Genomic DNA, 24,006 nt, shown 5'->3' on the forward strand with positions numbered 1-24,006 from the left:
GACGGTTAGTGTCCGCAAGGCAGTGGTGGTTTGTTAGCCGACCTGGTGAAGCCACCTGACCGGTGCGCCTTCCGCGGCATGCCGGAAGGGTTCAAGTTCTTCATCCCAGGACTCGCCGAGAGCGAGGGAAAGCTCGTGGTAAACGGCAGCGGGGTCGCCGGCGCCCGTTTCGTAGGCATACCGGATGCGGTCCTCGGTCACCATGATGTTGCCGTGAACGTCAGTGGCGGCGTGGAAGATCCCCAGTTCCGGTGTGTGTGACCACCGTCCGCCATCAGCGCCAGCGCTCTGTTCCTCGGTAACCTCGTACCGAAGATGGGCCCATCCGCGAAGAGCCGATGCCAGCTGCGCACCGGAACCCTGCGGGCCCACCCAAGACAACTCGGCACGGAACATACCGGGCGAGGCAGGTTGAGGGGTCCACTTTAGATCGGTTCGCTGATCAATCACAGAACCGATGGCCCACTCGATATGTGGGCATAGCGCGGAAGGGGCTGAGTGAATATACAACACTCCGCGCGCCGTAATACCAGACATTCCATCCTCCATAGCTGTAGGTACGTCTTCCCCAACGACCTGCAACGGGATCGAAAATATCTGTCTGTGTCCACCGACACGGCAGACTAGGGTTCATTCTGCCTTACATAGTCTAATTGCGCCACTGTAACTACGTTGGTGCTACTCACATTGCCATTCGGGCTACTTGTCTTTCGCCCAACGTCGGTCTTTGCCAACCACCAGGTGTGGCGTCAGGCGCGGGGGTGGGCCTGCTCATAGCTCCTACGGAGACGATCCACCGAGACGTGGGTATAGATCTGGGTGGTGGCAAGACTCGAATGTCCGAGGATTTCCTGGACCGCCCTCAGATCTGCGCCGCCGTCCAGCAGATGGGTCGCAGTGCTGTGCCGCAAGGCGTGCGGTCCTGTCGCCGAGGTGCCTTCGACGCCGGCGAACAGCCTTTCGACTGTCGACCGTGCCTGGCGCTGATCCATTCGGCCCCCGCGTCGACCCAGGAACAGCGCGTAGCCGCTGGCCGCGGTAACCAGTTTCGGACGGCCGCGGCGGAGCCAATCGTCGAGGGCGTGTGCAGCAGGCACCCCGTACGGAACGGTTCGTTCCTTGTTGCCTTTACCGACCACGCGCAGGGTCCGGCGATCTACGTCGAGGTGGTCAATGTCCAACCCGACTAACTCCCCCACCCGGATACCGGTGCCGTAAAGCACCTCTACGAGGGCTGTGTCCCTCAAGGCAATCGGGTCGCCCTCGGTTGATGCGGCGCGCAGGGATTCAAAGATCACGTCCAGCTGTTTCGAGGATAGGACCCCGGGCAATGTTTTTTCCCGTTTGGGTGCGCGTAGTCGAAGCGCAGGGTTTGCCTCGATCAGTTCCTCGCGCACCGCCCATGCGAGGAAACTGCGAACGGTGGCAGCGCGCCGGGCAATCGTCGACCGCGCCTGGCCCTGCGCATCCATCGAACCAAGCCAGGATCGAAGATCAGCCAGAGTCAGCTCATCCAGTCGTGTGACACCGGAATCCTGAGCGAAGCGGAGCAGCCCTCCGATATCAGTCAGGTAGGCACGCACGGTGTGAACAGACCGATTCCGTTCGGCGCTGAGATAGCCCTGGTACCGAGCGACGATACTCTGGAAGGGCTCAGGCAATTGCTGCATCTATTCACTGTGGGCCCTGCGGCGTTCATCCTCAAGCAGGCGCTCCGGTCTACCGGCCTTCTGTCGCCAGATCGCGGGTTGAACCAGTTCCCGGGTTGAAGCCGGGTCACAGGCCCTGCCCGACCTCAGGCGGCGGGACGGATTGCATCACCTGCCTCAAGCTCGAGTAGGAAGCGCTTGACCTCCGGTCCGGCCGAATATCCTGTGATACCGCCGGTGGACCTGACCACGCGGTGCCCGGGAATGATGATCGACAGCGGGTTGACCCGGATGGCAGCGCCGACCGCCCGACCCATTAAAGGGTTCCCGAGCTGCGCGGCAAGTTCCCGATAGCTGCGAGTCTCCCCGTACGGGATAGCCAGGACCGCAGCCCAGACTTTCTGCTGGAAGTCAGTGCCGTTGGCGTGGACAGGGAGGCTGAAGGCGCGTCGGCTTCCCGCGAAGTACGCGCGGAACTGGTCGCTCGCGCGGTTGAAGGTGGCGGTGTCCGCCTTCAGGCTGGCTGCACTCATGCGCTCCTCCACAACGCCGGACCCGCCGGCAACAGAGGTATGTTCGCCCGAGCCTACTGAACCTCCTGAACCGGCCGGGGTGTCCAAGCCCGCTGAACCTCCTGAACCGGTCGAGGTACCCAAGCCCGCTGAACCTCCTGAGGTACCCGGGGCGCCGGACCCGTTGCTCAGACCAGGTATCGTATTCGCGCCCAATATCCTGGCGAAGGGGAGGCCAACGGCCGATGGGATCGGTGGTGGCTTATGCAGGTCGTGAAAGACCGCTGTGAGCGCACCCCGTTCGACGACCAGGAGGAGTCTGCCTATCGGGGTATCGATGAACTTATGGGTCTTCATCGGTGTGATCCTTCCTTATTGTTTCTTGGGTTTGGTGTGGGGCCGGTTGTGGTCGGGATGAGGGGCGCCGCGACGCCACCCACCGTCGTGGGTTCGTTCTGCGAGGGTGCTTAGCTCCAACCGGCTTAGTCCTGCCAGAACGTCACGGATGCTTAGTCCGGCCACCGAGGCCAGTTTGTCGATGGTGGTACTCGCTCGAACAGGCAGGGCGTCAAGCAGCAGGATGTCCTCGACGGTGAGACCATCGTGCACGGCATGCTCCCCGTCCGGCTCAGGAACCATGACGCTCCCAATGGGGCCAGCCAGTTCGGCGATCTCTGCGGCGTCGGTGACGCAGATGGCGCTACCCTCCCGCATGAGTCGATGGCATCCCGCAGAATTGGCTGAGAACACCGACCCGGGTACGGCGCCTACGGGCCGTCCCAGCCCGGCAGCGTGGTGGGCGGTGTTCAGTGCACCCGACCGCCAGCGTGCCTCAACCACCACGGTCACCGCGCACAGGGCTGCGATCAACCTGTTGCGTTGCAGGAATCTCCACCGGGTTGGCGAGGAGCCGGGCGGCACTTCGGCGACCAGCAGCCCGCGTCGTGCCGTTTCGCGCAGCAACTGCTCATTACCCGCAGGGTAATACCGATCAATGCCGCACGCGGTCACCCCGATAGTCGGCATCGCCCGTTCATCATCGGCGGCTGCCAGAGCAGAGCGGTGCGCCTGCGCATCGATTCCATAGGCTCCTCCCGAAACCACTGTGTACCCGCGGGTGACCAGACCGGCTGCCAGGTCGCCTGTCACAGCTGTTCCATAGGCTGTGCTGTCGCGTGACCCCACCACTGCCACCATGCGGTTGAGCTCAGGTATGCCCCGCGAGTAGTTTCCGCGGACCCAGAGACAGGAGGGCGCCGAGAGCTGCAGGTCATCGATGGCGTTGGGCCAGTCTTCACTTTCCGGGGTCAGGAGTATCCCACCCAGTCGTTCGAGGGTTGCAAGGTCTCGTTCGGGAGCCAGATCCGCGACCCGCGGCCTCCATCGTTCCAGCGCATCGCTAAGCGCCTGCGGGCGGATACTGATCCCCTGTGATTCAAGTAGCCCGGCGACCTCCAGCGGCAACGTAGATCCAGCCGAAATCCGGCCGGTCGCGATCCGCAGAGCATCGATTGGCCCAGCCGCCAGAGTCAAAGCCAGACCCACGGTGTCTGATGGCTCAAACAGCCGCGATAGGGCTGCCCGGGCGACGACCGTGGGATTGGTATAACTGGTCATGAAGCACTCTCCTGCAGTCGAAGGTTTAGCGCGACTTCAACGTCGTGGGTGGTAGGCGAGGACTGTCCGCCCAGATCGGCGAGAGTCCACGCCACCCTCAGAACCCGATCGTGTCCCCGCATGGTGAGTGTCTCGTTGTTCATGGCTTTGTCTACCGGCGCTGTGACCGCCCGCGGGAGTTTGAGACCTTCGTTCAGCACCGACGAAGGCATTTCAGCGTTGGTGTTTGCCCCCCACTTCGCCAACCGTTCACGTTGAGCCGCGCGAGCTGCTGCCACCCGCGCGGCAACAACCGCCGACGACTCTGCCCGGGCGCCATCGGAGTAATCCGCAAGCGAAACCCGGGCCACCGCCAGCTGAAGATCCACCCGGTCGAGTAGGGGTTGGGACAAGCGGTTGAAGTATCGCCGCCGCTGTTCAGCAGTACAAACGCAGTCGATGCCTTTGCCGCTGGCCAGCCCACAGGGACAAGGATTCAGCGCCATCACCAGTTGAAACCTGGCGGGGTACGACGCGGTCCCTGCCGACCGGTGAAGCACCAGTTCGCCACTTTCCAAAGGCTCTCGCAAGGCCTCAAGGACTCCCCGTTGATACTCGGGCGCCTCGTCGAGGAAGAGCACTCCGCGGTGTGCCCGGGACGCGGCGCCGGGGCGCGGAATACCGCTACCGCCTCCGATAATCGAGGCCGTTGACGACGTATGGTGCGGGCTCTCAAACGGAGGTCGTCGCTGCAGCCCGTGACAGGAAAGCACCCGACCGAGGGAATGAATAGCTGTCACCTCCATTGCCTCCTGATCTGTGAGGTCGGGGAGGATCCCGGGCATTCGTTCAACCAGCATTGTCTTGCCGGCCCCGGGTGGACCCACCATCATCATGTGATGGGCCCCGGCGGCGGCGATTTCGACGGCGAACCGTGCTGCTGGCTGGCCGGCGATGTCGGCCATGTCTTTGATTGCTGGCTGGCGATTCCCCGGATTCGGCGGCAGTGGCGCCTGCACGGGATCAGTCGGCGTGTCAGGCAGGGACACTTTCGTGGGGTCTGCGCCGAACGCCAGAAAAACTTCGGCGAGGCTCGCAAATCCTTTGACCTCGGCCTGCGGGACGAGCGCCGCTTCGCCGTGATTGCCGGCAGCCACCACAAACCGGGTGTGGCCCGCCTTGACTCCGGCCATTACCGCGGGCAGCACGCCGCTGATCGGCCGAAGCCTGCCGTCGAGGCCCACCTCGGCGATGAAGACGGTGTTGCCGCACCGCCTTACCTCCCCGGTAGCTGCAAGGGCCGCCATGACGATCGCCAGGTCGAAGCCTGAGCCGCGCTTGTGCAGAGAGGCGGGAATCAAATTGACGGTGATCTTTCGACGGCTCAACGGGAGCCCAGCATTGCGTGCTCCGGCCCGAATTCGGTCACGCGCTTCGTTGAGCGATGCATCGGGTAAACCCAGGATCACGAAGGCCGGGAGGGTTTGTCCAATGTCTGCCTCCACTTCGATGATGTGGCCGTTCAGACCCACGAGCGACACCGCGTAGGTGCGTCCCAGCGGCATCAGCTGACCGCCCGGAGATGGTCGATCTGGGGTTCGCCGGTGCCGTTGTCGAGCACGGCCACCGCGTCCACGCGGATCTCCGAAAAGCGCAGCTCGTGAGCCTGCGCCCACCTCGCACCAAGTAAATAAAACCGCTCGGGCGTGGTGGCGCTTATCCCCTCCATCGGATGACCGAAATCCAGTGACGAGCAGGTCTTCACCTCGATCACCACCAGCGTTGATCCGTCGATCGCGACCAGGTCAATCTCCCCCAGCCCACAGCGCCAGTTGCGGTCCACCAGGTCCAACCCCGCGGCTTCGAGATACGACGCCGCCAGCACCTCTCCCCTGCGTCCCAGTCGGTCCTTCGCCTTCATCACAACACCTCCGGTACCAGCCTCTTACAGCCGGTACCGGAGGTGTCGGGTTACTCCAGCTATGTGCGAAAAGTCAGCAGCACCCGCCCTGTGCAGGGCGAGTGGGACTGTGGAGTTGACGATGTGTCTGGCAGAACCCGCCGGGCGGTAGACCCAGCCGGAAGGAGCCCAATATGGCCGCAACAACTTGAGGCTTCGACGATCACCAAACCACTGGGGTTTCTTGACAGATCAGGCTGGGGGCGGGACGCTCTTCCAAGCGAATGCGAGAGAAGGGGCCTGTCGTGACTAACGAATCAGTGCAGGACGGCAGCCAGCAAAACGTGGTTTCGCCAGTCGTAGACCAGCCGAATCCTCCTAACATTCAGAGCGAAACCCCGAGGGACATCCACCTCATCACGTATAGCTACCTTCGTTGGCTCCTGGTTTTGCTGCCAGTGGTGCTATTCGTTGTTACTGTCTCCACCGCAATTGAGCAGGGCCATTTAGAAAGGTCGATTAGTGCCTACTATGGGGGCTGGGTCCGGGACGTTTTCGTAGGAACCCTTATTGCGATAGCGGTTTGCCTTGTCGCTTATCAGGGAGTGGGTCTGATCGAGGACTATGCACTCAACGGCGCCGGTTTCTATGCCGTCTATGTGGCTCTGGTTCCGGCGGATTTTCCGGTGCTAATGGAGAAACTGAAGTCATCAGAGACACCGGACGGTTTGGCTCCGTCGGCAGACGAGTACGTCTTTTTCCTACGCGTCACACTTGCATGTGTCTTGTTCCTAGTCCTGGTGGTCTTCCTGCTTGAGGTGCGAGCGGGGAACGTCCAGAGGCTCTTCCGAGCTGAAGTCGACCGTGACTGGCTGCATAAGCTCACCCGCTTTTTCCTTGTTGCAACCATGGCAGTCCTGATCGGGTTTCTGGCCCTAGCAAGCCAACAGCTGTACTTCCCTGCAGGTGACGTAACCATGGATGGACTCACCCAGTGGGGCATTCCCCTCACGATTCATGATCTTGCGGCAATATTCTTGATAAGTTCGCTATTTGTGGCCGTTCTTACCAATACCTGGCCTTTCTTCAAGTTCAGCGCCCTCCGCGAGTCTGCGCGACAGGGGTACCTGGTCATCGCCGTCCTTATGACTTTTGGTGCCTTTGTTCCAATACTTGTGGCTCAGCGCTTCGCGCCGGGCCGCGAGGTGATCCTACTTGAGTGGTGGGAAATTGGATTGTTTGCCACTTTTTGGGCGCTCGAGACTGGCAGGATGCGCAGGCTAAACAAGCGCCAGAAGACAGGGAGAACCGTAAGCACCGACGATAAAGCCCGTCTCCTTCCGGAGCCTTCTCGCGTCACGGACGGAAGCAGCAATTCCGCCCGATAAGCCACCGGCGTGGTCAGCATCTTGCCACGAGCCCACAAGAGGCACCCTGACAATGTCGGGTTCCACCGAGATGATGTGGCTGTTCGGCCCGACGAGCGACACCGCGTAGGTGCGTCCCGGCGGCATCAGCTGACCGCCCGGAGATAGTCGATTTGGGGTTCGCCGGTGCCGTCGTCGAGCACGGCCACCGCATCCACGCGGATCTCCGAAAAGCGCAGCCCATGAGCCTGCGCCCACCTCGCACCAAGTAAATAGAGCCGGTGAAGCTTGGTGGCGCTAATCCCCTCCATCGGATCACCGAAATCCAGCGACGAGCGGGTCTTCACCTCGATCACCACCAGCGTTGATCCGTCGATCGCGACCAGGTCAATCTCCCCCAGCCCACAGCGCCAGTTGTGGTCCACCAGGTCCAACCCCGCGGCTTCGAGATACGACGCCGCCAGCGCCTCTCCCCTGCGTCCCAGTCGGTCCTTCGCCTTCATCACAACACCTCCGGTACCAGCCTCTTACAGCCGGTACCGGAGGTGTCGGGTTACTCGAGCTATGTGCGAAAAGTCAGCGGCACCCGCCCTGTGCAGGACGGTGCCGCTGAGTGACAGCCCGGGCTAGACCACGGTTCGTTCAAGAACGGCGTCGATTTGTCCCATCGCCTGCTTGATGCCTTCTTCCATGCCCATCGCGATCATCTTCTCCAGCTGCTCCAGACTTTCGAAGCTCGACACAGTCGTCATACGCGTGCCGCTGTCAATGGCTTCGAGAGTGACCACGCCGTGCGTGGTTCCCATTTCGTCCATCGGATCCCCGTTCTCATCGGCGAAACCGTCGTCGAACTCCAGATGGGTGGGCGCGTTGATGGCAGTGAATTCCCACCACCCGCGGCTCTTGTCCCCCTCCGGACCGGTCATGTAGTAACTGGCTTTCCCGCCCGGAACGAAATCATGGCTGTCGAACGTCGCCGGGTAGGTCGGCGGGCCCCACCAGCGTTCGAGCTGACGCGGATCCTCCCAGACTTGCCAGAGCCGCTCAACGCTGGCGCTGAACTCGGCAACGATCGTGAGGGTTAAAGCCTCGGTGTCCTTGTGTGTACTGATAACTGTCATGTTGGTGATGCCCCTTCTTCCTCGGCCAGGATGTCGGAAATCCGGTCGACGCGTTGCCGCCAGATCGCTTCGTACTCCTCGAGCAGCCGCCGCGCCCTTCTCAACGCATCGAGATGAACCCGCACAATCTGCTCCCTTCCGCGCTTCTCCTTGGTCACAAGATTGGCGCGCTCAAGAACGGCCACATGCTTTTGCACTGCGGCGAAACTCATAGCGTAGTGGGCAGCCAAACCGGACACTGAATAATCACTGACCAGTGCTCGGACGAGAATGTCCCGTCGGGTGGTGTCAGCAAACGCCTGGAACAGGCGGTCCACCTCGACGTCAGTCAACTCATCTACAACCATGTGGTTGTACGTTAGTGAATGCGAAGCTTTCCGTCAAGGGGTCAGGAATGGTCAGGCAGGATTAACCGTGAATGACAGGAGCATCGCTTTCAGCTGGGCGTCTTGAAGGTGCGCCTGATACAGCCGTCCACCATTCTCATAGTCGGGAAGCGATTCGAAGACCAAGTGCACCGGGAGATTGGACTTTGCCTCGATTTGGGGGAGCAGTTCCGAGTCGAGGACCAGATGGTCCGGGCTGGGAAGGGCGGCGCCGTCGCCTGGAACTCCGCCGTCGAAGCGGGCGATCTGTCGACCTGAGGCCTCCGAAATGACGTAGGCCGATGCGCTGGGTTCCACCCCGTAGGTGGGCAGGTCCAGAGGTTCGACGGCGACCGCTTCCCACCCTGAGGGAAGCAGGAAGCTGTAGATACCATCCGGCGGTGTGCCGAAATTACCCAGCGCCTACCTCAGGGAGACTTCAGTTCCCGAGTGGACCATCCTTGGGCAGCGCGATGTCGTCGGACTTGGTCAGTTCTTCGACGTTGACGTCCTTGAAGGTGATCACCCTGACGTTCTTGACGAACCGTGCCGTGCGGTAGACGTCCCACACCCACGCGTCCTGAAGCGTGAGGTCGAAATAGATCTCGCCGTCGGCCGAGCGCGCCTGCAGGTCAACGTGGTTGGCGAGGTAGAACCGGCGTTCAGTCTCCACCACGTAGCTGAACAGCCCGACGACGTCGCGGTACTCACGGTAGAGCTGCAGCTCCATGTCGGTTTCGTAGTTTTCAAGATCCTCAGCACTCATCGTCCCATCATCCCCCAATTTCCACTCGGGGCATGCTGATCCTGTCCCCGGCCCCTAGTCGCCAGGTGGTGCGATGCAAAGCGGTGGCGCCCAGGCCATCAATCGCGGCGCGGTGGCCCGCCGTCGCATAACCCTTGTTGATCTCCCAGCCATACTGGGGATGCTCAGCGGCATAGGCGACCATCATGGCGTCGCGTTCCACTTTCGCCAGGACGCTGGCCGCCGCGACGCTAAGGCATTGCAGGTCGGCTTTGATGCGGGTGTGGACTGGGACATCGCATCCGGTGAAGATCTCCGCGTCCACCGCGTCAACGTCCAGCGCCCCGGGTCCCACGGTTTCGGCGTCGAAGAGAGTGGCTTGCTCGCGCGGCGAAAGCCAATCGTGGTTGCCGTCAAGGATCACAGCATCGGGTCGTGCAGTGACCACAACCTGCTCCCAGGCCCGGTTTCCCGCCAGCTGCAGCGCACGCATCAGCCCGACGTCGTCAATCTCGGCCGCGGTGGCATGCCCGACGCCGTAGGCCAACGCCCATTTCTGGATCCTCGGGACCAGCTTCACCCGATCCGCTGGGGACAGCAGCTTGCTGTCCCGGACTCCTCTCAACCCCTTGACCGCCGAAAGGTCGATCATGACGAGCCCCACCGAGACCGGACCCGCGAGGGCACCCCGGCCAACCTCGTCGCATCCGGCCAGCAAACGGTGTCCCGAGTCCAGGAATGACCGTTCAAAGCGGAGGGTGGGGGCAGCAGATTTCATCGCAGTCAGGGAGCTGTGGCGGCTTCGGGCGCGGGAATTGAGTCGAAGACCTCCGGGTAATTGCCGAGGAATCCCATCCGATTCAGGGGCCAGGCAACTACTGCAGCTTTACCTTCAATGTCCTCGACGTCGATGAATCCGGAGTTGGGCTTGTCAGCGTTGGCGCGCGAGTCGGCCGAGGCGTTGCGATGGTCACCCATCACCCAGATTTTGCCTTCGGGGACAGTCACGTCGAATTCGGTATCCGAGGGGCTCGCCCCCGGGTAGAGGTAGGGCTCTTCGAGGGGTTCGCCGTTGACCGTGATCCGGCCGTCGTCGTCGCAGCACACCACCCGGTCGCCGGCAATGCCGATGACGCGCTTCACCAGGTGCTGCTGGGTGTCATCGGGGAGGAGGCCGACGAAGATCAGGCCGTCCTTGACCCAGTTGGCTCCGGGTCCGGTGCCGGGCGGTGGTGCTGGCAGCCAGCCCTCGGTGTCCTGGAAGACGACGACGTCGCCGCGCTGCAGTTCAAAGGGTGCGGGAACCAGTTGGTTGACGAAGATCCGGTCGTCGATCTCGAGGGTGTTCTCCATCGATCCGGAGGGGATGAAGAAGGCCCTGAACAGGAAGGTCTTGATCAGGAAGGACAGCAGGATGGCAATGCCGACGATGATCAGGATTTCCTTGAGCCAGCCACCGAGGCTGCGGGCGCCGTCGTCGTTCGCCTGCTTCTTCCCGCTCCGGTCACGGTGCGCCGAGCGGCTCACATCGGGGCTGGGGGCATCCGAACGGGCATCAGCGTCGTCGTTGGACTTGCCGGGGACGCTTGTTGCCATCTGCTGGTCATCTACCTAAGGTCGGTGGTCGGTGAAACGTTCAATGGGGCCGGAGCGCGAGGGTGGCCAGACAATCTGCACTGCTCGGCCCAGTACCCGGTCCGTCGAGACCAGTCCCCCACCGGGTGCCCCCAGCAACGACCGTGAATCAAACGAATCGGAGCGGTGATCACCCATTACCCACAATTTACCCTGTGGGACCTCAACCTCGAACTGTTGGTCACTGGGTGCGTCCGAAGGGAAAACGTAGGGCTCGTCGAGTGGGTTCCCGTTCACTTCCAGCTGCCCGCCCGGGCTGCAGCACGCCACGGTGTCGCTGCCGACACCCAGGATCCGCTTCACGTAGACGGTGTCGCTGCCGGAGACCCCTAACCAGTGGCCGACCGTCCCGAGGAGCTCCCCCGGACCACCCCCACTGATGGGATCGAACGAGCCCCGACCGTCGAAGACGACGACGTCGCCGCGCTGCGGTTCGCCGTCGAGCCGGGAAACGAGCACCCGGTCTCCTTCTTCCAGGAGCGGCTGCATCGATTCCGAGGGAATGAAGTAGATGTCCACCACCGTTGCCCTGAGGACAGAGGCGAGCACCACGGCGATGAGGAGTGCTGACAGCACAAAACGCCAGCCCCGGAAGGGCCGGCGTTCTGGTTGTGCTCCCGCAGAATGCCGGGGATGATCTGATCCCGGCATGGTGCGGTTCAAGAACTGGTGTTACTTGGCAGTCTTGGGTTCGCGCTTTTCCTTGATCTTGGCAGCCTTGCCGCGAAGATCGCGCATGTAGTAGAGCTTCGCGCGGCGAACGTCGCCACGTGAGACAACCTCGATCTTGTCGAGGACTGGGGAGTGAACCGGGAAGGTACGCTCCACACCAACACCGAAGCTGACCTTGCGGACGGTGAAGGTTTCGCGGAGGCCATCGCCCTGGCGGCCAACAACGAAGCCCTGGAAGATCTGAACACGGGTGTTCTTGCCTTCAATGATGTTTACGTGCACCTTGAGGTTGTCACCGGCGCGGAATGCAGGAATGTCGGTGCGCAGTGATGCTGCGTCGACGGCGTCAAGAATATGCATGGTTATTGCTCCTGGTGAACGCCACAGGTCATTCACGTTAGTCACAGCGGTCAAGGCCTAGGCAATGTCCGCCGGAAAATTAGTTGGACCGGCAAACCATGAGTTGGCCGCCAGCGTGTCGGCCTGTTGGTAGTTCTCCCCCTGTGGCAGGGAACAACCCAGTAGACACAAAGTTCAATTATGCCATATGGATGGGGTTGGTCAGTCAACGCTTTTGGAGCTGATCTCCGGTTGGCGGGTCAGCGCCCCGTCGACGACGACGTACCCCAGCTGCGCCAATGCGGCCAGGTCTGCCTTGCTCAGCGTCCCGGCCGGCAACCCGGCCAGCAGGTCCGGCCGACGCTGTGCCGTGCGCCGGAACTGTTCGTCCCGCCTGAACTGGGCGATCCGCGCGTGGTTGCCACTGAGCAGCACCTCGGGAATACCGCGGCCGCGCCAGTCGGAGGGCTTGGTGTAAACCGGGTATTCCAGCAGCCCGTCGGAGTGGGACTCTTCAACCAGTGACTCTGGATTACCCACCACTCCGGGCAGCAACCTACCGACGGCCTCCACCATCGCCAACACTGCGACTTCTCCCCCGTTAAGGACGTAGTCGCCGAGGCTGACCGGCCGAACATCGAACTGGTCACCGGCCCACTCGAGCACCCGTTCGTCGATCCCCTCATACCTGCCGCAGGCGAAAGCAAGGTGCGGTTCCTCAGCCAGTTCGTGGGCCATTTGCTGGGTAAAGACCGCTCCTGCAGGCGATGGCACAATCAGCACCGGCCGACCCTCGGCCGGCGACGCGTCTATCACTGACTGCAGCGCCAATGCCCACGGCTCGGGCTTCATCACCATTCCGGCGCCGCCGCCATAGGGCGTGTCGTCAACGGTACGGTGCCGGTCGGTGGTGAAGCTGCGCAGGTCGTGAACCCGAAGATCCAGCAACCCGTCCTGCCTCGCCTTCCCGATCAGCGACAGATCGAGGGCAGCCAGGTACTCCGGGAAAATACTGACGACGTCGATGCGCACTTAGCGACCGCTGCCCTCAGCGTCAGAGGCGGCGGCGGGGTCTGTGTCAGACGCAGGGTCGGCGGGGCCTGTGTCAGACGCAGTGTCGGCGGGGTCTGTGTCAGACGCAGGGTCGGCGGGGCCGTCGTCGTCGACGTCGGTCACTTCGCCGTCGTCCGGGCCTGCCTGATTGGATCCGGGCAGATTCAGCTCAAACAATCCGGCGGGCGGGGTCAGCAGCACATAACCGTCAGCGACGTTGACCTCGGGGACGATTTCGGCGACAAACGGGACCAGCGTCTCGTGGCCTGCGGAGGTTTCGACAATCAACAGGTCCTGCACCTCGAGCGTGCGGAGTCCGCTGACTTTGCCGACGACGTCGTTCCCTACCCGCGCCTCAAGACCCACCAGTTCGTGTTCGTACCAGGCGTCGTCGTCGTCATCCTCTGCCTCGTCCGTATCGATGAACAGTTTGGCGCCGCGCAGGGTTTCTGCCGCGTTGCGGTCAGAGAACCCGTCGAACCCGAGGATCAGGATGTCCTTGTTCCAGCGGGCACCGCTGACCGTCAGCGGGCCAAGCGCGGCCGGCTCGGCGCGAAAGATGGCCCCGGCCTCGAACCGGTCTTCCGGCGCATCCGTGAACAGCTGCACTGTCACTTCGCCGCGAATACCATGGGGTTTGCCGATCCTGGCAACCTGAACTTCCATCTGACACTCCTGGTGCTGCTGGGGTAGGTGGACAAAAATTTGGCCCCGCCACCATTATCCGGTGCGGGGCCAAACTCAATGTAATACTGTGCTGAATTGGTGTGCTGAAGCGCTGTTAGCCCCGGCGGCGGTCCGTATCGACTACGTCCACGCGTACCGGTTCGCCGTCGGCGAGGGCTGACACAACGGTGCGCAAGGCGCGGGCTGTGCGGCCCTGGCGGCCAATGACCCGGCCCAGATCGTCCTGATGAACCCGCACCTCGAGGGTTTCCCCACGGCGGTTGTTCTTCAGGGAAACCTTGACATCATCGGGACTGTCAACAATTCCCCGGACGAGGTGTTCCAGCGCTTCGGCCAGCAATTTAGTTGGCCTCGGCGGTTTCAGTCTCGGCTTCGGCTGGTGCCTCGGCGTCGGACTTCTTGGCCTTGGGGGTGATGGCTTCAGGAACGATTACCGAACCCTTTTCAGGGGCGACGAAGGTTTCCTTGGGAGCCTTGGTCTTCAAGGTTCCCTCCTGGCCTTCGAGTCCCTTGAACTTCTGCCAGTCACCGGTGATCTTGAGCAGTACTGCAACCTGCTCGGTTGGCTGTGCGCCAACGCCGAGCCAGTACTGTGCACGCTCGGAGTTGATCTCGATGAACGAGGGCTCCTCGGTGGGGTTGTACTTACCGATTTCCTCGAGGGCACGGCCATCACGCTTGGCGCGTGCATCCATGACGACGACACGGTAGAAAGGTGCGCGGATTTTACCCATGCGCTTCAGGCGAATCTTTACGGCCACTGTTGTGGTCACTCCTTGATGATCTAAAGGGGTGAACCCTACTCAGTGCTCCCGTGGGGCGGGCCACCTCTGAGGGTTCAAAAGGACAAGATGCGCGCGCAGAGAGAGGGGCTGCCCGGATCGAGTACAGGTCTATTGTGCCAGATCGCAGACTCCAGCACGAATCACGCCACGCTAGCTCGCTGCCACCCGGATTTTGTTGTTCCACGGGTCATTGAAGCGTAGCTCGCTGCCGGTGTGGTGGTTGTCGATCCCGGCAGCTTTCAGCCTCTCAGCGAGGGCTCCCACATGGTCCTCGGCTGGGACCCGGACGAGGACCTCCCCGAGCCCTAGCGTGTCTTTGCGCGGTCCGGCGCCCCGGCTGTTCCACACATTCATGGCCATGTGGTGGTGGTATCCCCCGGCCGAGACAAACAGCGCCTGGCCGTGCCAGCCGGCGGTCCGCTCGAATCCGAGCGTGTCGACGTAGAATCTCCCGGCGGTTTCGACGTCGCCGACCTGCAGGTGAACGTGCCCGACGACGGCCGCCGCCTTGGCCTGGCCGGTCACCGCATCCTGGGTCAGGTGGTCCCGCAGGTAGGTGTCCGCCGGCAGCCGGAGGCTGTCCATCACGACTGATTTTCCTGCCGTCTGTCCGGTGTCGTCGGTGGTCCACTGCCAGGTGTCGCGCGGTTTGTCGAAGTAGAGCTCAATCCCGTTGCCTTCGGGGTCGGTGAAGTAGAAAGCCTCGCTGACGAGGTGATCGGCACTGCCGACGTATAGGCCGGCGTCGTACTGTGCGGTCGCGGCGACGGTGGCGGCGAGGGCTGACCGGTCATCGAAAAGCAGCGCGGTATGGAACAGCCCGGCCTCCCCGTGGGCCGGGAGTTGGAGTCCTTGCGCCGGCGCAAGGTGAATCAGCGGCGTGTTTCCGCGACCAAGGTGCACGCCTTCGCGGGTTTCCTCGATGACTTCGAGTCCGAGGGCTCGCTGGTAGTAGTCGGACATTGTGGGCAGGTTGCCCACCTTGAGTAGCACTGCGCCCATTGATAGGTCGGCCGGCAATAAGTCCTGGGTGTTGGTCATGGTGTTCTCCTCAACATGATGCTGTATCGGAGATAACTACTTGAAGCTTAAAGTTATTCCATTGGACACCGTGCGGGTCCTCCCAGCTCCTGGCACTGTTTTGACGTGTCGGGCCGGGACACGCCGTCGTCGGGGCGCCGATCGGCCCAGTAGGAGGGGAGGTCTGCACGCGCGGGCACTCAGGCCCGAGCTACAACGCGGCGCGCATGGGCACTCTGCGACCGACTCGGTCGAGGCCGATTGCTGCCTCATGGTTTCGGATGGCGAGCAGCGCCGGGGATGGCTCACGAACCGTTTCGAAGCCGCAGGTTGCGTAGAACGGGGCGTTGAAGGGGACATCCGCGAAGGTAGTCAGGGTAATCCAGGGATAACCAGCGTGCCGCGCCCAGTCCTTCGACGCTTCGACCAGCGCCCGCCCTGTCCCCCCTACCCGCATGGGCGGGAAGGACTGCGAGCTGCTCGAGGTGCGCGCCGCCGTCGAGCTCTTCCAGACGGGCGAACCCGATGCACGGCCTGCCTGCGACCAGCAACTTCAGCGATGCCGCAAGTTCCGATCGCGACGCTCCCGCCGGAAGGGACACGGGGAGGGGCATTCCGTTGAGATAGGTCAGCAATGAATCAGCTGCCGCCTCGATGGCTGGCAGGAAGGTGAGGTCCAGCTTCTCGGCTTCGCGGATGCTGATCATGCGGTCAAGTGTAGGGCCGGCGCCGCGTGAGGCCCCCGGTGTCCGGGTTGCTCATCACAACCCGGTCAGTACCGGCCGGATGCTAGGCGTCGGTACCTGCATGCGCGGCGACGAACTCGCGGATCAGGGCATCGCCGTCGGGAGTGTCCTGCGGCCGGTGGGCGCCCGGGGCGACGATGTGCTGGGCCCCGGTAACAGCCAGGTAACCGGCGATTTCTTCGTAGAGCGGCTCCCAGCCACCGGTGATGATCAGTGTCGGAACGCCCGGCACAATGTCCAGCGGTGCTTCCCATGGCGGGGACTGCAGCCTGAGCCGATGGGCAGCGCGGCGGGCCTCCGACGTTGCGGGGTGCCGGGCCTCGGTGGAAAACACGAGTCGGACAAATTCCTGGAGGAATGCCTCATCCGACAGCGAGTCGCGGCGTTCGTAGAGCGGTCCCACCAGTGCGCGGTGCGCGGCGGTCGCAGGCAGGTCGGCGGTCAGGGACAGGCATGCGGGCTCGATCAGGATCAGGGAGCGGACCAGCTCCGGCCGCTCGACTGCTGCCATCATCGCCGAGATCGCCCCCTGCGAATGGGCCACCACGTGTCCGCCCTCCCCAAGGGCGTCCACCACAATCCGCTGATCCTTGTGGAAATCGGTGGGCAACGGGTCGGCTCCGGCTTCGAAACCGTGGCGACGAAGGTAAAGGCAGTCGTAGCTGCTCGCGAGGGCGTGCTGGGTTGGCCACGCGGCGGTGCCGAAGCTGCCGCTGCCGTGGACGAAGACGAGTCGTTCCTGGGTCATTGCGCCGCTCTTAGCTTCCGGGGGGATGGATCGAGTCAACAGAAATAACGGTTTTCACAACGAAAAACCGTCAGTGGTGTTGACTCGACCCGAGGTGTGGGGCGAGTCTGTCTGTCGGAGGCAGCCCTACTTGCCGAGGAACTTGTCGAAGCCCTTCGGGAGGTTCAGGGAGGACGGGTCGAAGTCATTCTGGGCACCAAAGGCCGCACCCGACGGAACCGACGGCCGGTTACGGCGAGCCTCGGCATCGGCCCGCTCCTGCGCTGCCTTCGCCGGGTTACCCGACTTGGCCTTCTTCTTACCCTTCGTCACGGCCTTACCCTTGCGTGCGCCGCCGTTGAAGCCGCCAGGTCCGGCCATGCCGGGCATTCCCGGGATCCCACCGCCGGACGCCATCTTCTTCATCATCTTCTGCGCCTGGCCGAACCGCTCCAGCAGGCCGTTGACCTCGGACACGTGAACGCCCGAACCGCGCGCAATACGGGCACGGCGTGAGCCGTTGATGATCTTCGGTGCGACGCGTTCGTGCTTGGTCATTGACCGCACAATCGCTTCGACCCGGTCAATCTCGCGTTCGTCGAAGTTTTCCAGCTGCTCCCGCATTCCGGCAGCGCCGGGCATCATCATGAGCATCTTCTTCATGGAGCCCATGTTGCGGATCTGCTGCATCTGCGCCAGGAAGTCGTCGAGCGTGAAGTCCTCCTGGTCGGAGAACTTCTGCGCCATCCGCGCAGCTTCGTCCTTGTCCCAGGACTTCTCAGCCTGCTCGATCAGGGTCAGGATGTCGCCCATGTCGAGGATGCGCGAAGCCATCCGGTCGGGGTGGAACAGCTCGAAGTCGTTCAGGCCCTCACCGGTCGAGGCGAACATGACTGGCTTTCCGGTGACCGACGCAACTGACAGCGCCGCGCCACCGCGCGCGTCGCCGTCGAGCTTGGTCAGGACGACACCGGTGAAGTTCACGCCCTCGTTGAAGGCCTGGGCCGTGTTGACGGCGTCCTGCCCGATCATCGCGTCAATCACGAACAGCACTTCGTCGGGGTTGACGGCGTCGCGGATGTCGGATGCCTGCTGCATCAGCTCCGCGTCAATACCGAGGCGGCCAGCCGTATCAACGATGACGACGTCGTGCAGTTTGGTGCGTGCCTCGGCAACGCCGGCGCGTGCGACGGCGACCGGGTCACCGGTGGCGGTTTCAAACTCGGAGCTGACTCCCGGGTGCGGCGCGAAGACCGGCACCCCGGCGCGTTCGCCGTTGACCTGCAACTGCTTGACCGCGTTGGGGCGCTGCAGGTCACACGCGACCAGGAGGGGGCTGTGGCCCTGACCCTTGAGCCACTTCGACAGCTTGCCCGCCAGGGTGGTCTTACCTGCACCCTGCAGGCCGGCGAGCATGATGACCGTCGGCGGATTCTTGGCGAGACGGATCCGGCGTGTTTCCCCGCCGAGGATTCCCACAAGCTCCTCATTGACGATCTTGACGACTTGCTGGCCCGGGTTCAGGGCCTGGGACACCTCAAGGCCCAGCGCCCGTTCCTTGACCTTGGCGGTGAACTCGCGGACAACGCTGACCGCGACGTCAGCGTCGAGGAGGGCGCGACGAATCTCGCGAACCGTGGCGTCGACGTCGGCTTCGGAGAGCCGGCCCTTCCCGCGGAGGTTCTTGAAAGTTTCTGTCAACCGGTCAGAGAGTGAATTAAACACGTGCCGTGAACTGCTTTCTTCGATGGATAAAAGGCTCTGCCATCAAGGGTACCAACTGGGGCGGACGGCGGCTTGCGGGACATCTCGGTACCGAGGTGGCAGGGTGGATGGTGTGGAAACGCATACAAACTCAGTCCAGGACAGCCTGCCCTTCGCCCCCGATCAGGAGGTCTCGACGCTGCTCATCCTGGGCGCGTCAGGCGATCTGACCGGCCGGCTGTTACTCCCCGGTCTGGCCCGGCTGGTTCAGCATGGTCGAGCTCGTGGCCTGCGGCTGGTGGGCGCCGGCTACGACGACTGGAGCGACGAGCAGTGGTCGGAGCGGGTCACCCAGTCTTTTGCCAGTGCGCGGGAGGCGGCCGACGACGACGGCCGGGGTGTGCTCGACCTGTTGCGGACCACGAGCGTGTACCGCCAGATTGATGTGACCACGCCCGGCGAACTGGCCAGCCTGGTTTCCTCCCTGCAGGGGCCGGTCGCCGTATATTTCGCGCTGCCGCCGGCAATCTCGGAGAAAGCGTGCGAGCTGCTCTCCCCTGACGATCTGCCGGATCACACCAGGCTGGTCATGGAGAAGCCCTTCGGCACCGATCAGGGCTCGGCGTTCCGGCTCAACGAAACACTGACCCGGCTGGTCCCCGAGGACCACATTCACCGGGTGGACCATTTCCTGGGCAAGGCGACGGTATTGAACATTCTGGGGCTCAGGTTCGCCAACCGTCTGCTGGAACCTGTCTGGAACAACCTGCACATCGATCGGGTCGAGGTGGTCTACGACGAGGCGCTGGCCCTTGAAGGCCGCGCCGGCTATTACGACGGCGCCGGGGCCCTCCGGGACATGATCCAGAGTCACCTGCTCCACGCCATGGCCATCCTCGCGATGGAGTCGCCGGTCAGTCTGCACGAACGCGACCTGAGGGATGGCCTTGGTGCCGTGCTGCGCGCCAGCACGGTTGACCCCGATTTCGCGAAAAGTACCCGGCGCGCCCGGTATGCCGCCGGGACAGTCGATGGGCGGGTGATCCCCGACTACGCGGCCGAGGACGGCGTCGACCCGGCCCGCGGAACCGAGACCCTCGCGGAGATCACCGTGTCGATCAACAACGCACGGTGGGCCGGTGTGCCGTTCATCCTCAGGTCGGGAAAGGCGCTGGGCGGGAACCGGAAAGAAGCGTTGGTGACGTTCAAACCGGTCAGCCATCTCCCGGCGGGCTTCACCGGGCAGGACTCACCAACCCAGTTGCGGATCGGTTTTGGCCCCGAAACCCTCAAGCTGGAAATCGATGTGAACGGCCCGGGCGACATTTTTTCCCTGGACCGGGCCGTACTGGGGGTCGAGCTGAATGCCTCGGAGCTGCTGCCCTACGGCGAAGTGCTCGAAGGAGTGCTGACCGGCGACCCGACCCTGTCGGTGCGGGGCGACACCGCCGAGGACTGCTGGCGGATCGTCGATCCGGTACTCGCCGCGTGGGCTGCCAATGAGGTGCCGCTCGACGAATATCCGGCAGGGTCACCCGGCCCCGCGGCCTGGACCAACTAGCCGCTGCGGAACCGCCTAAAAAACCGAAAGTCACCCTCCTGCTCCGAACGCCCGCTGCAGGCGGTGCTTTCGGAGCCGAAGGGTGACTTCGGTCGGCGTGGTGAGCCGGGTCAGAGTGCGGCGTCGCCGCGTTCACCGGTGCGGACGCGGACGGCGTCCTCGACGGGGATCACCCAGACCTTCCCGTCACCGGCCCTCCCGGTGTTGGCGGTCGAGACCAGGACATCGACGATGTCGGTGACCCAGGCATCCGCGACCAGCACTTCGACGCGGATCTTCTGGAGGAGGTCGACCGTGTATTCGGCGCCACGGTATACCTCGGTGTGGCCCCGCTGTCTTCCGTAGCCGCTTGCCCCGCTGACCGTGAGGCCCTGTACGCCGTACGTTTCGAGGGCTCCACGGACGCCGTCGAGCTTATCCGGGCGGACGATTGCTGTTACCAGCTTCATGAGTTCACCTTTTCCGAAGCATTTTCCGTAGCTGCAACATTGGTAGTGGGGTGGAACTGTCCACCGACGCCGAGGCCGCCGAATTCGTACGCTGTTTCTGCGTGCTCGGAGAGGTCGACGCCGGATACCTCGTCGTCCGCGGTGACGCGGAACCCGATGGTCTTGTGGATGCCCAGACCGATGATGGCGGTCATCACGGCCGAGAGAGTGACAGCCACGAGGACCGACACCACCTGGGCGAGCAATTGGCCGCCGCCGCCGCCGTAGAAGAGGCCTCCACCTTCGCCGTCGACCGGCATGGCGATGAAGCCCAGGGCAATGGTGCCGGCGGTGCCGGCGACCAGGTGGACCGCTACGACGTCGAGTGAATCGTCGAAGCCCAGCTTGTACTTCAGGCCCACAGCCAGGGCGCACAGCACGCCGGCGACCAGGCCCAGACCAATCGCACCGATGGGGGTGACGTTGGCGCATGCGGGCGTGATGGCGACGAGACCAGCAACAATACCCGAGGCTGCGCCCAGGGAGGTGGGACGTCCGTCGCGGAAACGTTCAAGGACGAGCCAGCCGACCATTGCTGCTGCCGGAGCGACCATGGTGTTGACCCAGATGAGACCCGCTTCTTCGGCGGAGCCGGCGGCGCCGCCGTTGAATCCGAACCAGCCGAACCACAGCAGTGCTGCGCCGAGCATAACCAGCGGCACGTTGTGGGGGCGCTGCGCCGGATCCTTGCCGAAGCCCTGGCGCTTGCCGAGGATGATTGCGAGCACGAGTGCTGCAACGCCGGCACTGATGTGAACCACCGTTCCACCGGCGAAGTCGATTGCTTCACCAACCGCGCCGCCAACAGCGCCATCTGCGCTCAGCAGTCCGCCACCCCACACCATGAAGGCCAGTGGGCAGTAGACGGCAGTGACCCAGATGGGTACGAAGAGCGACCAGGCGCCGAACTTGGCCCGGTCGGCAATCGCCCCGCTGATCAGTGCGACGGTGATGATGGCGAAGGTTACGCCGAACCCGGCTCCGATCATGTCCTCGCTGCCGATCAGCCCTTCGAGACCGAATGAGGCGAACGGGTTACCGAAAAGCTGTGCAACGCCGTCGCCCCCTGTCATTGAATATCCCCAGAGAACCCACACTATGCCGACCAGACCGACGGCGATGAAACTCATCATCATCATGTTCAGTGCGGCCTTGGCGCGCGTCATGCCGCCGTAGAAAAATGCCAGCCCTGGTGTCATCAGAAGCACCATGGCGGCCGAAATCATTACCCAGACGTGACCTGCTGTCAGATCCATCGTCACATCCTCTCGCGAGTGGCGGGGAGTTCCCGCATTCGTAAGTCTGCCTACGCTGTGTTTCCGATCCGTGAACCAATTGATTGCCGGGAAGTTACAGAACCCGCACCGCGGTAAAGAATGCGTGACAGCCATGTTTCGGCCGTGTGAACGGACCCAGGAAACGCCGCCGTGACTGGACTGGAACCCTTACCTGAGGTAGGGGAAAAGAAGCAGGCTGTGGGCTGGTTAGACTGGCTAGGAGCTGACAACGATGGAGAATAATGTCCGATTACCCCAATAGCCTGACGCCTGATCCTGCACCGGAGGAGACCGGGCAAGAACCCGCAAAGCGTTCCCGACCGAGCCCGAAGGTCATGGTTGCGACCGGACTGGCAACCATCGTGGTGCTGGTTGGCGCGGGGGTAGGCATTTCCGCACTCGCCCAGGACGAGGAGCCACGTGCGACGCCGTCGTCGTCGCCGAGTGCAGCGGCGGTCGAAACGTCATCAGCTCCCACCCCCGAGCCGTCGCCGGCGTCCACGGAGCCGCTGCCGCCAGCGCCGACTGTCTTCTATGAGCAGGCCGGCCCACCAGCGGGGTCGCCGCTGGAAGCTGTCGAAGCGATGACCATTGAGGTATCCGACGAGCCGACCGGCACCGAGCTGCCATCCAACCTCATCGGGTTGTCACTGGAAGCCACCGACCTCGCCGACCCTCGGATGTCCGGCGACAATCCCGAGATCGTGACCAGCCTGACCGGTCTGGGGCGCCCAATGCTTCGGTTCGGCGGTAACGCTGTGGATCGCCGGTTCTTCTGGACGTCATCCAACGAGGCAATCCCCGGGAACCTTGAAGGCGACAAAGCTCACCCGGTGCGTGCCGCCGGCCCAGCCGACCTGGAACGGGTCAATACCCTGCTGGAAGCAGCCGACGCCACCATCAGCCTGACCGTGGACCTGGGCAACTACGATCCTGAGCGCGCAGCTGACATGACCATGCATGCCTCGAACATTTTCGGGGACCGGTTGGTCGGAATCACCATCGGCAACGAGCCCAACGGGTATCCCACAAATGGTCTGCGGCCGTCCGGTTGGGGTATCCCCGAATACCTCGAGGAACTCAAGGCCTATGCGGATGCGATGTATGAGGTAGCGCCCGAGGTTCGCATCGTGGGCCCCGGCACCTATGCGGAGGCCTGGTGGGAGCCGTTCACCCAGGCTGACCTGCAGCAGGAGAAGATTCTTTCGTTCCACCACTACCCGCTGTCGCAGTGTGACGGATCGAATGATCCCCTGGGCGAGCCCATCATGGAGAACCTGATGGCTTCGGCGATCCATGACCGTGCCGAAAATTACCGCCGTGCAGCGCTGGCCCCCGCCGAAGCGGCCGGCCTGGAAACCTGGATCCCCGAAACCGGGATCTCCGCCTGCCCAGGATCAAACGAAACCACCAAGACCCACGCATCAGCGCTGTGGAGCGTTGACTATGCGCTGAGTGCGGCGCAGATCGGTATCCCCCGGCTGAGCTTCCACAGCTCGCTGCTGACCTGCCAGGGCGGACCTCCCATGTCGTCCATCTGCTCCGGCGGACCCTACCTCCAGCCCGATGCGACCTTCGACGAGCGAGCCAACTATTACGGCCTGTCGATGGTTGCCGAACTGCCACCCGGAGCGTTCCTGCAGCACACCGCACAGGGCGGCGGCCTTGCGTACAGCTACGTGGTGCGCCATGAAGACGGCAGCATGAGCGTGATTCTGGTCAACCAGAACAACCCCGAGGTAGCCGCACAGACTGATGTCACGGTGCAACTGCCGGCGGCAGCACGCACCAGCTCGATGACCCAGCTCGCTGGTCCGTCGTACGGCGCCGAAGACTCAACCATTATCGATGGTGCCTTTGCCGCACCCGTTCCGGCCGGGGAACGGCCGGCGATCCCCGGATTCGTCCCCGGCGCCGAATCCGTCCAGTTGCCGGTCACTGCGGGCACCGTCTCGGTGTTCCACTTCACCTTCTAGCCTGCACCATAAAAGCGGGGGGCCACCGAAACCGGGGGGGGGGAGATTCTTGGGTTTGGATTGGGGGGGGGGTGAGGGGGG

The 24,006-nt window shown here is 63.2% G+C and carries 28 protein-coding genes; 3 read left to right on the forward strand and 25 right to left on the reverse strand.

All coding sequences use genetic code 11. The features are described from left to right. Window positions 1–33 precede the first annotated feature (33 nt). From ACX80T_RS04975 to ACX80T_RS05000, 6 genes are all read right to left on the reverse strand, one after another. Window positions 34–537, reverse strand: coding sequence for a DUF3145 domain-containing protein (locus ACX80T_RS04975; protein WP_024476918.1), 504 nt, complete (start codon window positions 535–537; stop codon window positions 34–36). Between the two features lie 212 nt (window positions 538–749). Further along, a complete protein-coding gene (locus ACX80T_RS04980; RefSeq protein WP_459303863.1) occupies window positions 750–1,670 on the reverse strand; it encodes a tyrosine recombinase XerC in 921 nt (306 codons plus the stop codon). Between the two features lie 125 nt (window positions 1,671–1,795). Further along, on the reverse strand, window positions 1,796–2,182 hold the full coding sequence (locus ACX80T_RS04985) for a methylated-DNA--[protein]-cysteine S-methyltransferase (RefSeq protein WP_165802545.1): 387 nt from the start codon (window positions 2,180–2,182) through the stop codon (window positions 1,796–1,798). A gap of 351 nt (window positions 2,183–2,533) precedes the next feature. Next, entirely contained in the window at window positions 2,534–3,778 is a 1,245-nt protein-coding gene (gene dprA / locus ACX80T_RS04990; RefSeq protein WP_459303864.1) for a DNA-processing protein DprA, read from the reverse strand. Continuing rightward, on the reverse strand, window positions 3,775–5,322 hold the full coding sequence (locus ACX80T_RS04995; RefSeq protein ID WP_019482906.1) for a YifB family Mg chelatase-like AAA ATPase: 1,548 nt from the start codon (window positions 5,320–5,322) through the stop codon (window positions 3,775–3,777). The genes dprA and ACX80T_RS04995 overlap by 4 nt, the downstream gene beginning before the upstream one ends. Then, entirely contained in the window at window positions 5,322–5,678 is a 357-nt protein-coding gene (locus tag ACX80T_RS05000; protein WP_459303865.1) for a YraN family protein, read from the reverse strand. The genes ACX80T_RS04995 and ACX80T_RS05000 overlap by 1 nt, the downstream gene beginning before the upstream one ends. Before the next feature lie 284 nt (window positions 5,679–5,962). On the opposite strand from ACX80T_RS05000, the gene ACX80T_RS05005 reads away from it, so the two are divergent. Continuing rightward, the gene (locus tag ACX80T_RS05005) at window positions 5,963–7,045 is read left to right on the forward strand and encodes a hypothetical protein (protein ID WP_459303866.1); all 1,083 of its coding nucleotides are present in this window, start codon (window positions 5,963–5,965) and stop codon (window positions 7,043–7,045) included. Between the two features lie 125 nt (window positions 7,046–7,170). Here ACX80T_RS05005 and ACX80T_RS05010 read toward each other — a convergent pair whose 3' ends face one another. From ACX80T_RS05010 to ffh, 17 genes are all read right to left on the reverse strand, one after another. Next, a complete protein-coding gene (locus tag ACX80T_RS05010; protein ID WP_019482909.1) occupies window positions 7,171–7,527 on the reverse strand; it encodes a YraN family protein in 357 nt (118 codons plus the stop codon). A gap of 123 nt (window positions 7,528–7,650) precedes the next feature. Further along, complete coding sequence (locus ACX80T_RS05015; protein WP_019482910.1) at window positions 7,651–8,145, reverse strand: SRPBCC family protein; 495 nt, start codon at window positions 8,143–8,145, stop codon at window positions 7,651–7,653. Further along, entirely contained in the window at window positions 8,142–8,492 is a 351-nt protein-coding gene (locus ACX80T_RS05020) for an ArsR/SmtB family transcription factor (RefSeq protein ID WP_019482911.1), read from the reverse strand. Before ACX80T_RS05020 ends, ACX80T_RS05015 begins: the two co-directional genes overlap by 4 nt. Before the next feature lie 51 nt (window positions 8,493–8,543). Beyond that, complete coding sequence (locus ACX80T_RS05025; protein WP_019482912.1) at window positions 8,544–8,828, reverse strand: hypothetical protein; 285 nt, start codon at window positions 8,826–8,828, stop codon at window positions 8,544–8,546. Between the two features lie 121 nt (window positions 8,829–8,949). Then, window positions 8,950–9,276, reverse strand: coding sequence for a DUF2469 domain-containing protein (locus ACX80T_RS05030; protein WP_019482913.1), 327 nt, complete (start codon window positions 9,274–9,276; stop codon window positions 8,950–8,952). A gap of 7 nt (window positions 9,277–9,283) precedes the next feature. Beyond that, entirely contained in the window at window positions 9,284–10,033 is a 750-nt protein-coding gene (locus ACX80T_RS05035) for a ribonuclease HII (protein ID WP_459303867.1), read from the reverse strand. A gap of 5 nt (window positions 10,034–10,038) precedes the next feature. Continuing rightward, window positions 10,039–10,851, reverse strand: coding sequence for a signal peptidase I (gene lepB, locus ACX80T_RS05040; RefSeq protein WP_459303868.1), 813 nt, complete (start codon window positions 10,849–10,851; stop codon window positions 10,039–10,041). 15 nt (window positions 10,852–10,866) lie between these two features. Beyond that, window positions 10,867–11,466 carry a signal peptidase I gene (gene lepB / locus ACX80T_RS05045; RefSeq protein ID WP_459303869.1) on the reverse strand — a complete coding sequence of 200 codons (600 nt, stop codon included), beginning with the start codon at window positions 11,464–11,466 and terminating at the stop codon, window positions 10,867–10,869. Between the two features lie 96 nt (window positions 11,467–11,562). After that, window positions 11,563–11,922 carry a 50S ribosomal protein L19 gene (rplS, locus tag ACX80T_RS05050; RefSeq protein WP_019482917.1) on the reverse strand — a complete coding sequence of 120 codons (360 nt, stop codon included), beginning with the start codon at window positions 11,920–11,922 and terminating at the stop codon, window positions 11,563–11,565. Between the two features lie 201 nt (window positions 11,923–12,123). Continuing rightward, window positions 12,124–12,933: a tRNA (guanosine(37)-N1)-methyltransferase TrmD gene (gene trmD, locus ACX80T_RS05055; protein WP_459303870.1), complete on the reverse strand. Its 810-nt coding sequence runs from the start codon at window positions 12,931–12,933 to the stop codon at window positions 12,124–12,126. Next, window positions 12,934–13,620: a ribosome maturation factor RimM gene (rimM, locus tag ACX80T_RS05060; RefSeq protein WP_459303871.1), complete on the reverse strand. Its 687-nt coding sequence runs from the start codon at window positions 13,618–13,620 to the stop codon at window positions 12,934–12,936. Window positions 13,621–13,735: 115 nt separating this feature from the next. After that, the gene (locus ACX80T_RS05065) at window positions 13,736–13,981 is read right to left on the reverse strand and encodes an RNA-binding protein (RefSeq protein ID WP_019482920.1); all 246 of its coding nucleotides are present in this window, start codon (window positions 13,979–13,981) and stop codon (window positions 13,736–13,738) included. Between the two features lies 1 nt (window position 13,982). Further along, the gene (gene rpsP / locus ACX80T_RS05070; protein ID WP_019482921.1) at window positions 13,983–14,402 is read right to left on the reverse strand and encodes a 30S ribosomal protein S16; all 420 of its coding nucleotides are present in this window, start codon (window positions 14,400–14,402) and stop codon (window positions 13,983–13,985) included. A 174-nt stretch (window positions 14,403–14,576) separates the two neighbouring features. Beyond that, complete coding sequence (locus ACX80T_RS05075) at window positions 14,577–15,467, reverse strand: VOC family protein (protein WP_459303872.1); 891 nt, start codon at window positions 15,465–15,467, stop codon at window positions 14,577–14,579. A 190-nt stretch (window positions 15,468–15,657) separates the two neighbouring features. Continuing rightward, the gene (locus ACX80T_RS05080; RefSeq protein WP_337587473.1) at window positions 15,658–15,903 is read right to left on the reverse strand and encodes a GNAT family N-acetyltransferase; all 246 of its coding nucleotides are present in this window, start codon (window positions 15,901–15,903) and stop codon (window positions 15,658–15,660) included. Window positions 15,904–16,235: 332 nt separating this feature from the next. Further along, window positions 16,236–16,940 (reverse strand): alpha/beta fold hydrolase, encoded by a 705-nt coding sequence (locus tag ACX80T_RS05085; RefSeq protein ID WP_459303873.1) that lies wholly within the window; start codon window positions 16,938–16,940, stop codon window positions 16,236–16,238. 126 nt (window positions 16,941–17,066) lie between these two features. After that, the gene (gene ffh / locus ACX80T_RS05090) at window positions 17,067–18,644 is read right to left on the reverse strand and encodes a signal recognition particle protein (RefSeq protein WP_019482925.1); all 1,578 of its coding nucleotides are present in this window, start codon (window positions 18,642–18,644) and stop codon (window positions 17,067–17,069) included. Between the two features lie 112 nt (window positions 18,645–18,756). On the opposite strand from ffh, the gene ACX80T_RS05095 reads away from it, so the two are divergent. Then, on the forward strand, window positions 18,757–20,184 hold the full coding sequence (locus ACX80T_RS05095; RefSeq protein WP_459303874.1) for a glucose-6-phosphate dehydrogenase: 1,428 nt from the start codon (window positions 18,757–18,759) through the stop codon (window positions 20,182–20,184). 110 nt (window positions 20,185–20,294) lie between these two features. Here the strand turns inward: ACX80T_RS05095 and ACX80T_RS05100 are convergent, their stop codons facing one another. Together ACX80T_RS05100 and ACX80T_RS05105 are read right to left on the reverse strand one after the other, a co-directional pair. After that, entirely contained in the window at window positions 20,295–20,633 is a 339-nt protein-coding gene (locus ACX80T_RS05100) for a P-II family nitrogen regulator (RefSeq protein ID WP_019482927.1), read from the reverse strand. Then, window positions 20,630–21,928 (reverse strand): ammonium transporter, encoded by a 1,299-nt coding sequence (locus tag ACX80T_RS05105; RefSeq protein ID WP_019482928.1) that lies wholly within the window; start codon window positions 21,926–21,928, stop codon window positions 20,630–20,632. The genes ACX80T_RS05100 and ACX80T_RS05105 overlap by 4 nt, the downstream gene beginning before the upstream one ends. A gap of 263 nt (window positions 21,929–22,191) precedes the next feature. Between ACX80T_RS05105 and ACX80T_RS05110 the strand changes: the two genes are divergently transcribed. After that, a complete protein-coding gene (locus tag ACX80T_RS05110) occupies window positions 22,192–23,925 on the forward strand; it encodes a hypothetical protein (RefSeq protein ID WP_459303875.1) in 1,734 nt (577 codons plus the stop codon). Window positions 23,926–24,006: the final 81 nt, after the last annotated feature.

The organism is Arthrobacter sp. Sr33 (assembly GCF_054511195.1).

Coding starts and splice junctions, on each gene's coding strand:
- ACX80T_RS04975 (WP_024476918.1), bottom strand. CDS start 537: ATGTCTGGTATTACGGCGCGCGGAGTGTTGTATATTCACTCAGCCCCT.
- ACX80T_RS04980 (WP_459303863.1), bottom strand. CDS start 1,670: ATGCAGCAATTGCCTGAGCCCTTCCAGAGTATCGTCGCTCGGTACCAG.
- ACX80T_RS04985 (WP_165802545.1), bottom strand. CDS start 2,182: ATGAGTGCAGCCAGCCTGAAGGCGGACACCGCCACCTTCAACCGCGCG.
- dprA (WP_459303864.1), bottom strand. CDS start 3,778: ATGACCAGTTATACCAATCCCACGGTCGTCGCCCGGGCAGCCCTATCG.
- ACX80T_RS04995 (WP_019482906.1), bottom strand. CDS start 5,322: ATGCCGCTGGGACGCACCTACGCGGTGTCGCTCGTGGGTCTGAACGGC.
- ACX80T_RS05000 (WP_459303865.1), bottom strand. CDS start 5,678: ATGAAGGCGAAGGACCGACTGGGACGCAGGGGAGAGGTGCTGGCGGCG.
- ACX80T_RS05010 (WP_019482909.1), bottom strand. CDS start 7,527: ATGAAGGCGAAGGACCGACTGGGACGCAGGGGAGAGGCGCTGGCGGCG.
- ACX80T_RS05015 (WP_019482910.1), bottom strand. CDS start 8,145: ATGACAGTTATCAGTACACACAAGGACACCGAGGCTTTAACCCTCACG.
- ACX80T_RS05020 (WP_019482911.1), bottom strand. CDS start 8,492: ATGGTTGTAGATGAGTTGACTGACGTCGAGGTGGACCGCCTGTTCCAG.
- ACX80T_RS05030 (WP_019482913.1), bottom strand. CDS start 9,276: ATGAGTGCTGAGGATCTTGAAAACTACGAAACCGACATGGAGCTGCAG.
- ACX80T_RS05035 (WP_459303867.1), bottom strand. CDS start 10,033: ATGAAATCTGCTGCCCCCACCCTCCGCTTTGAACGGTCATTCCTGGAC.
- lepB (WP_459303868.1), bottom strand. CDS start 10,851: ATGGCAACAAGCGTCCCCGGCAAGTCCAACGACGACGCTGATGCCCGT.
- rplS (WP_019482917.1), bottom strand. CDS start 11,922: ATGCATATTCTTGACGCCGTCGACGCAGCATCACTGCGCACCGACATT.
- rimM (WP_459303871.1), bottom strand. CDS start 13,620: ATGGAAGTTCAGGTTGCCAGGATCGGCAAACCCCATGGTATTCGCGGC.
- ACX80T_RS05075 (WP_459303872.1), bottom strand. CDS start 15,467: ATGACCAACACCCAGGACTTATTGCCGGCCGACCTATCAATGGGCGCA.
- ACX80T_RS05080 (WP_337587473.1), bottom strand. CDS start 15,903: ATGCGGGTAGGGGGGACAGGGCGGGCGCTGGTCGAAGCGTCGAAGGAC.
- ACX80T_RS05085 (WP_459303873.1), bottom strand. CDS start 16,940: ATGACCCAGGAACGACTCGTCTTCGTCCACGGCAGCGGCAGCTTCGGC.
- ACX80T_RS05100 (WP_019482927.1), bottom strand. CDS start 20,633: ATGAAGCTGGTAACAGCAATCGTCCGCCCGGATAAGCTCGACGGCGTC.
- ACX80T_RS05105 (WP_019482928.1), bottom strand. CDS start 21,928: ATGGATCTGACAGCAGGTCACGTCTGGGTAATGATTTCGGCCGCCATG.
- ACX80T_RS05110 (WP_459303875.1), top strand. CDS start 22,192: ATGTCCGATTACCCCAATAGCCTGACGCCTGATCCTGCACCGGAGGAG.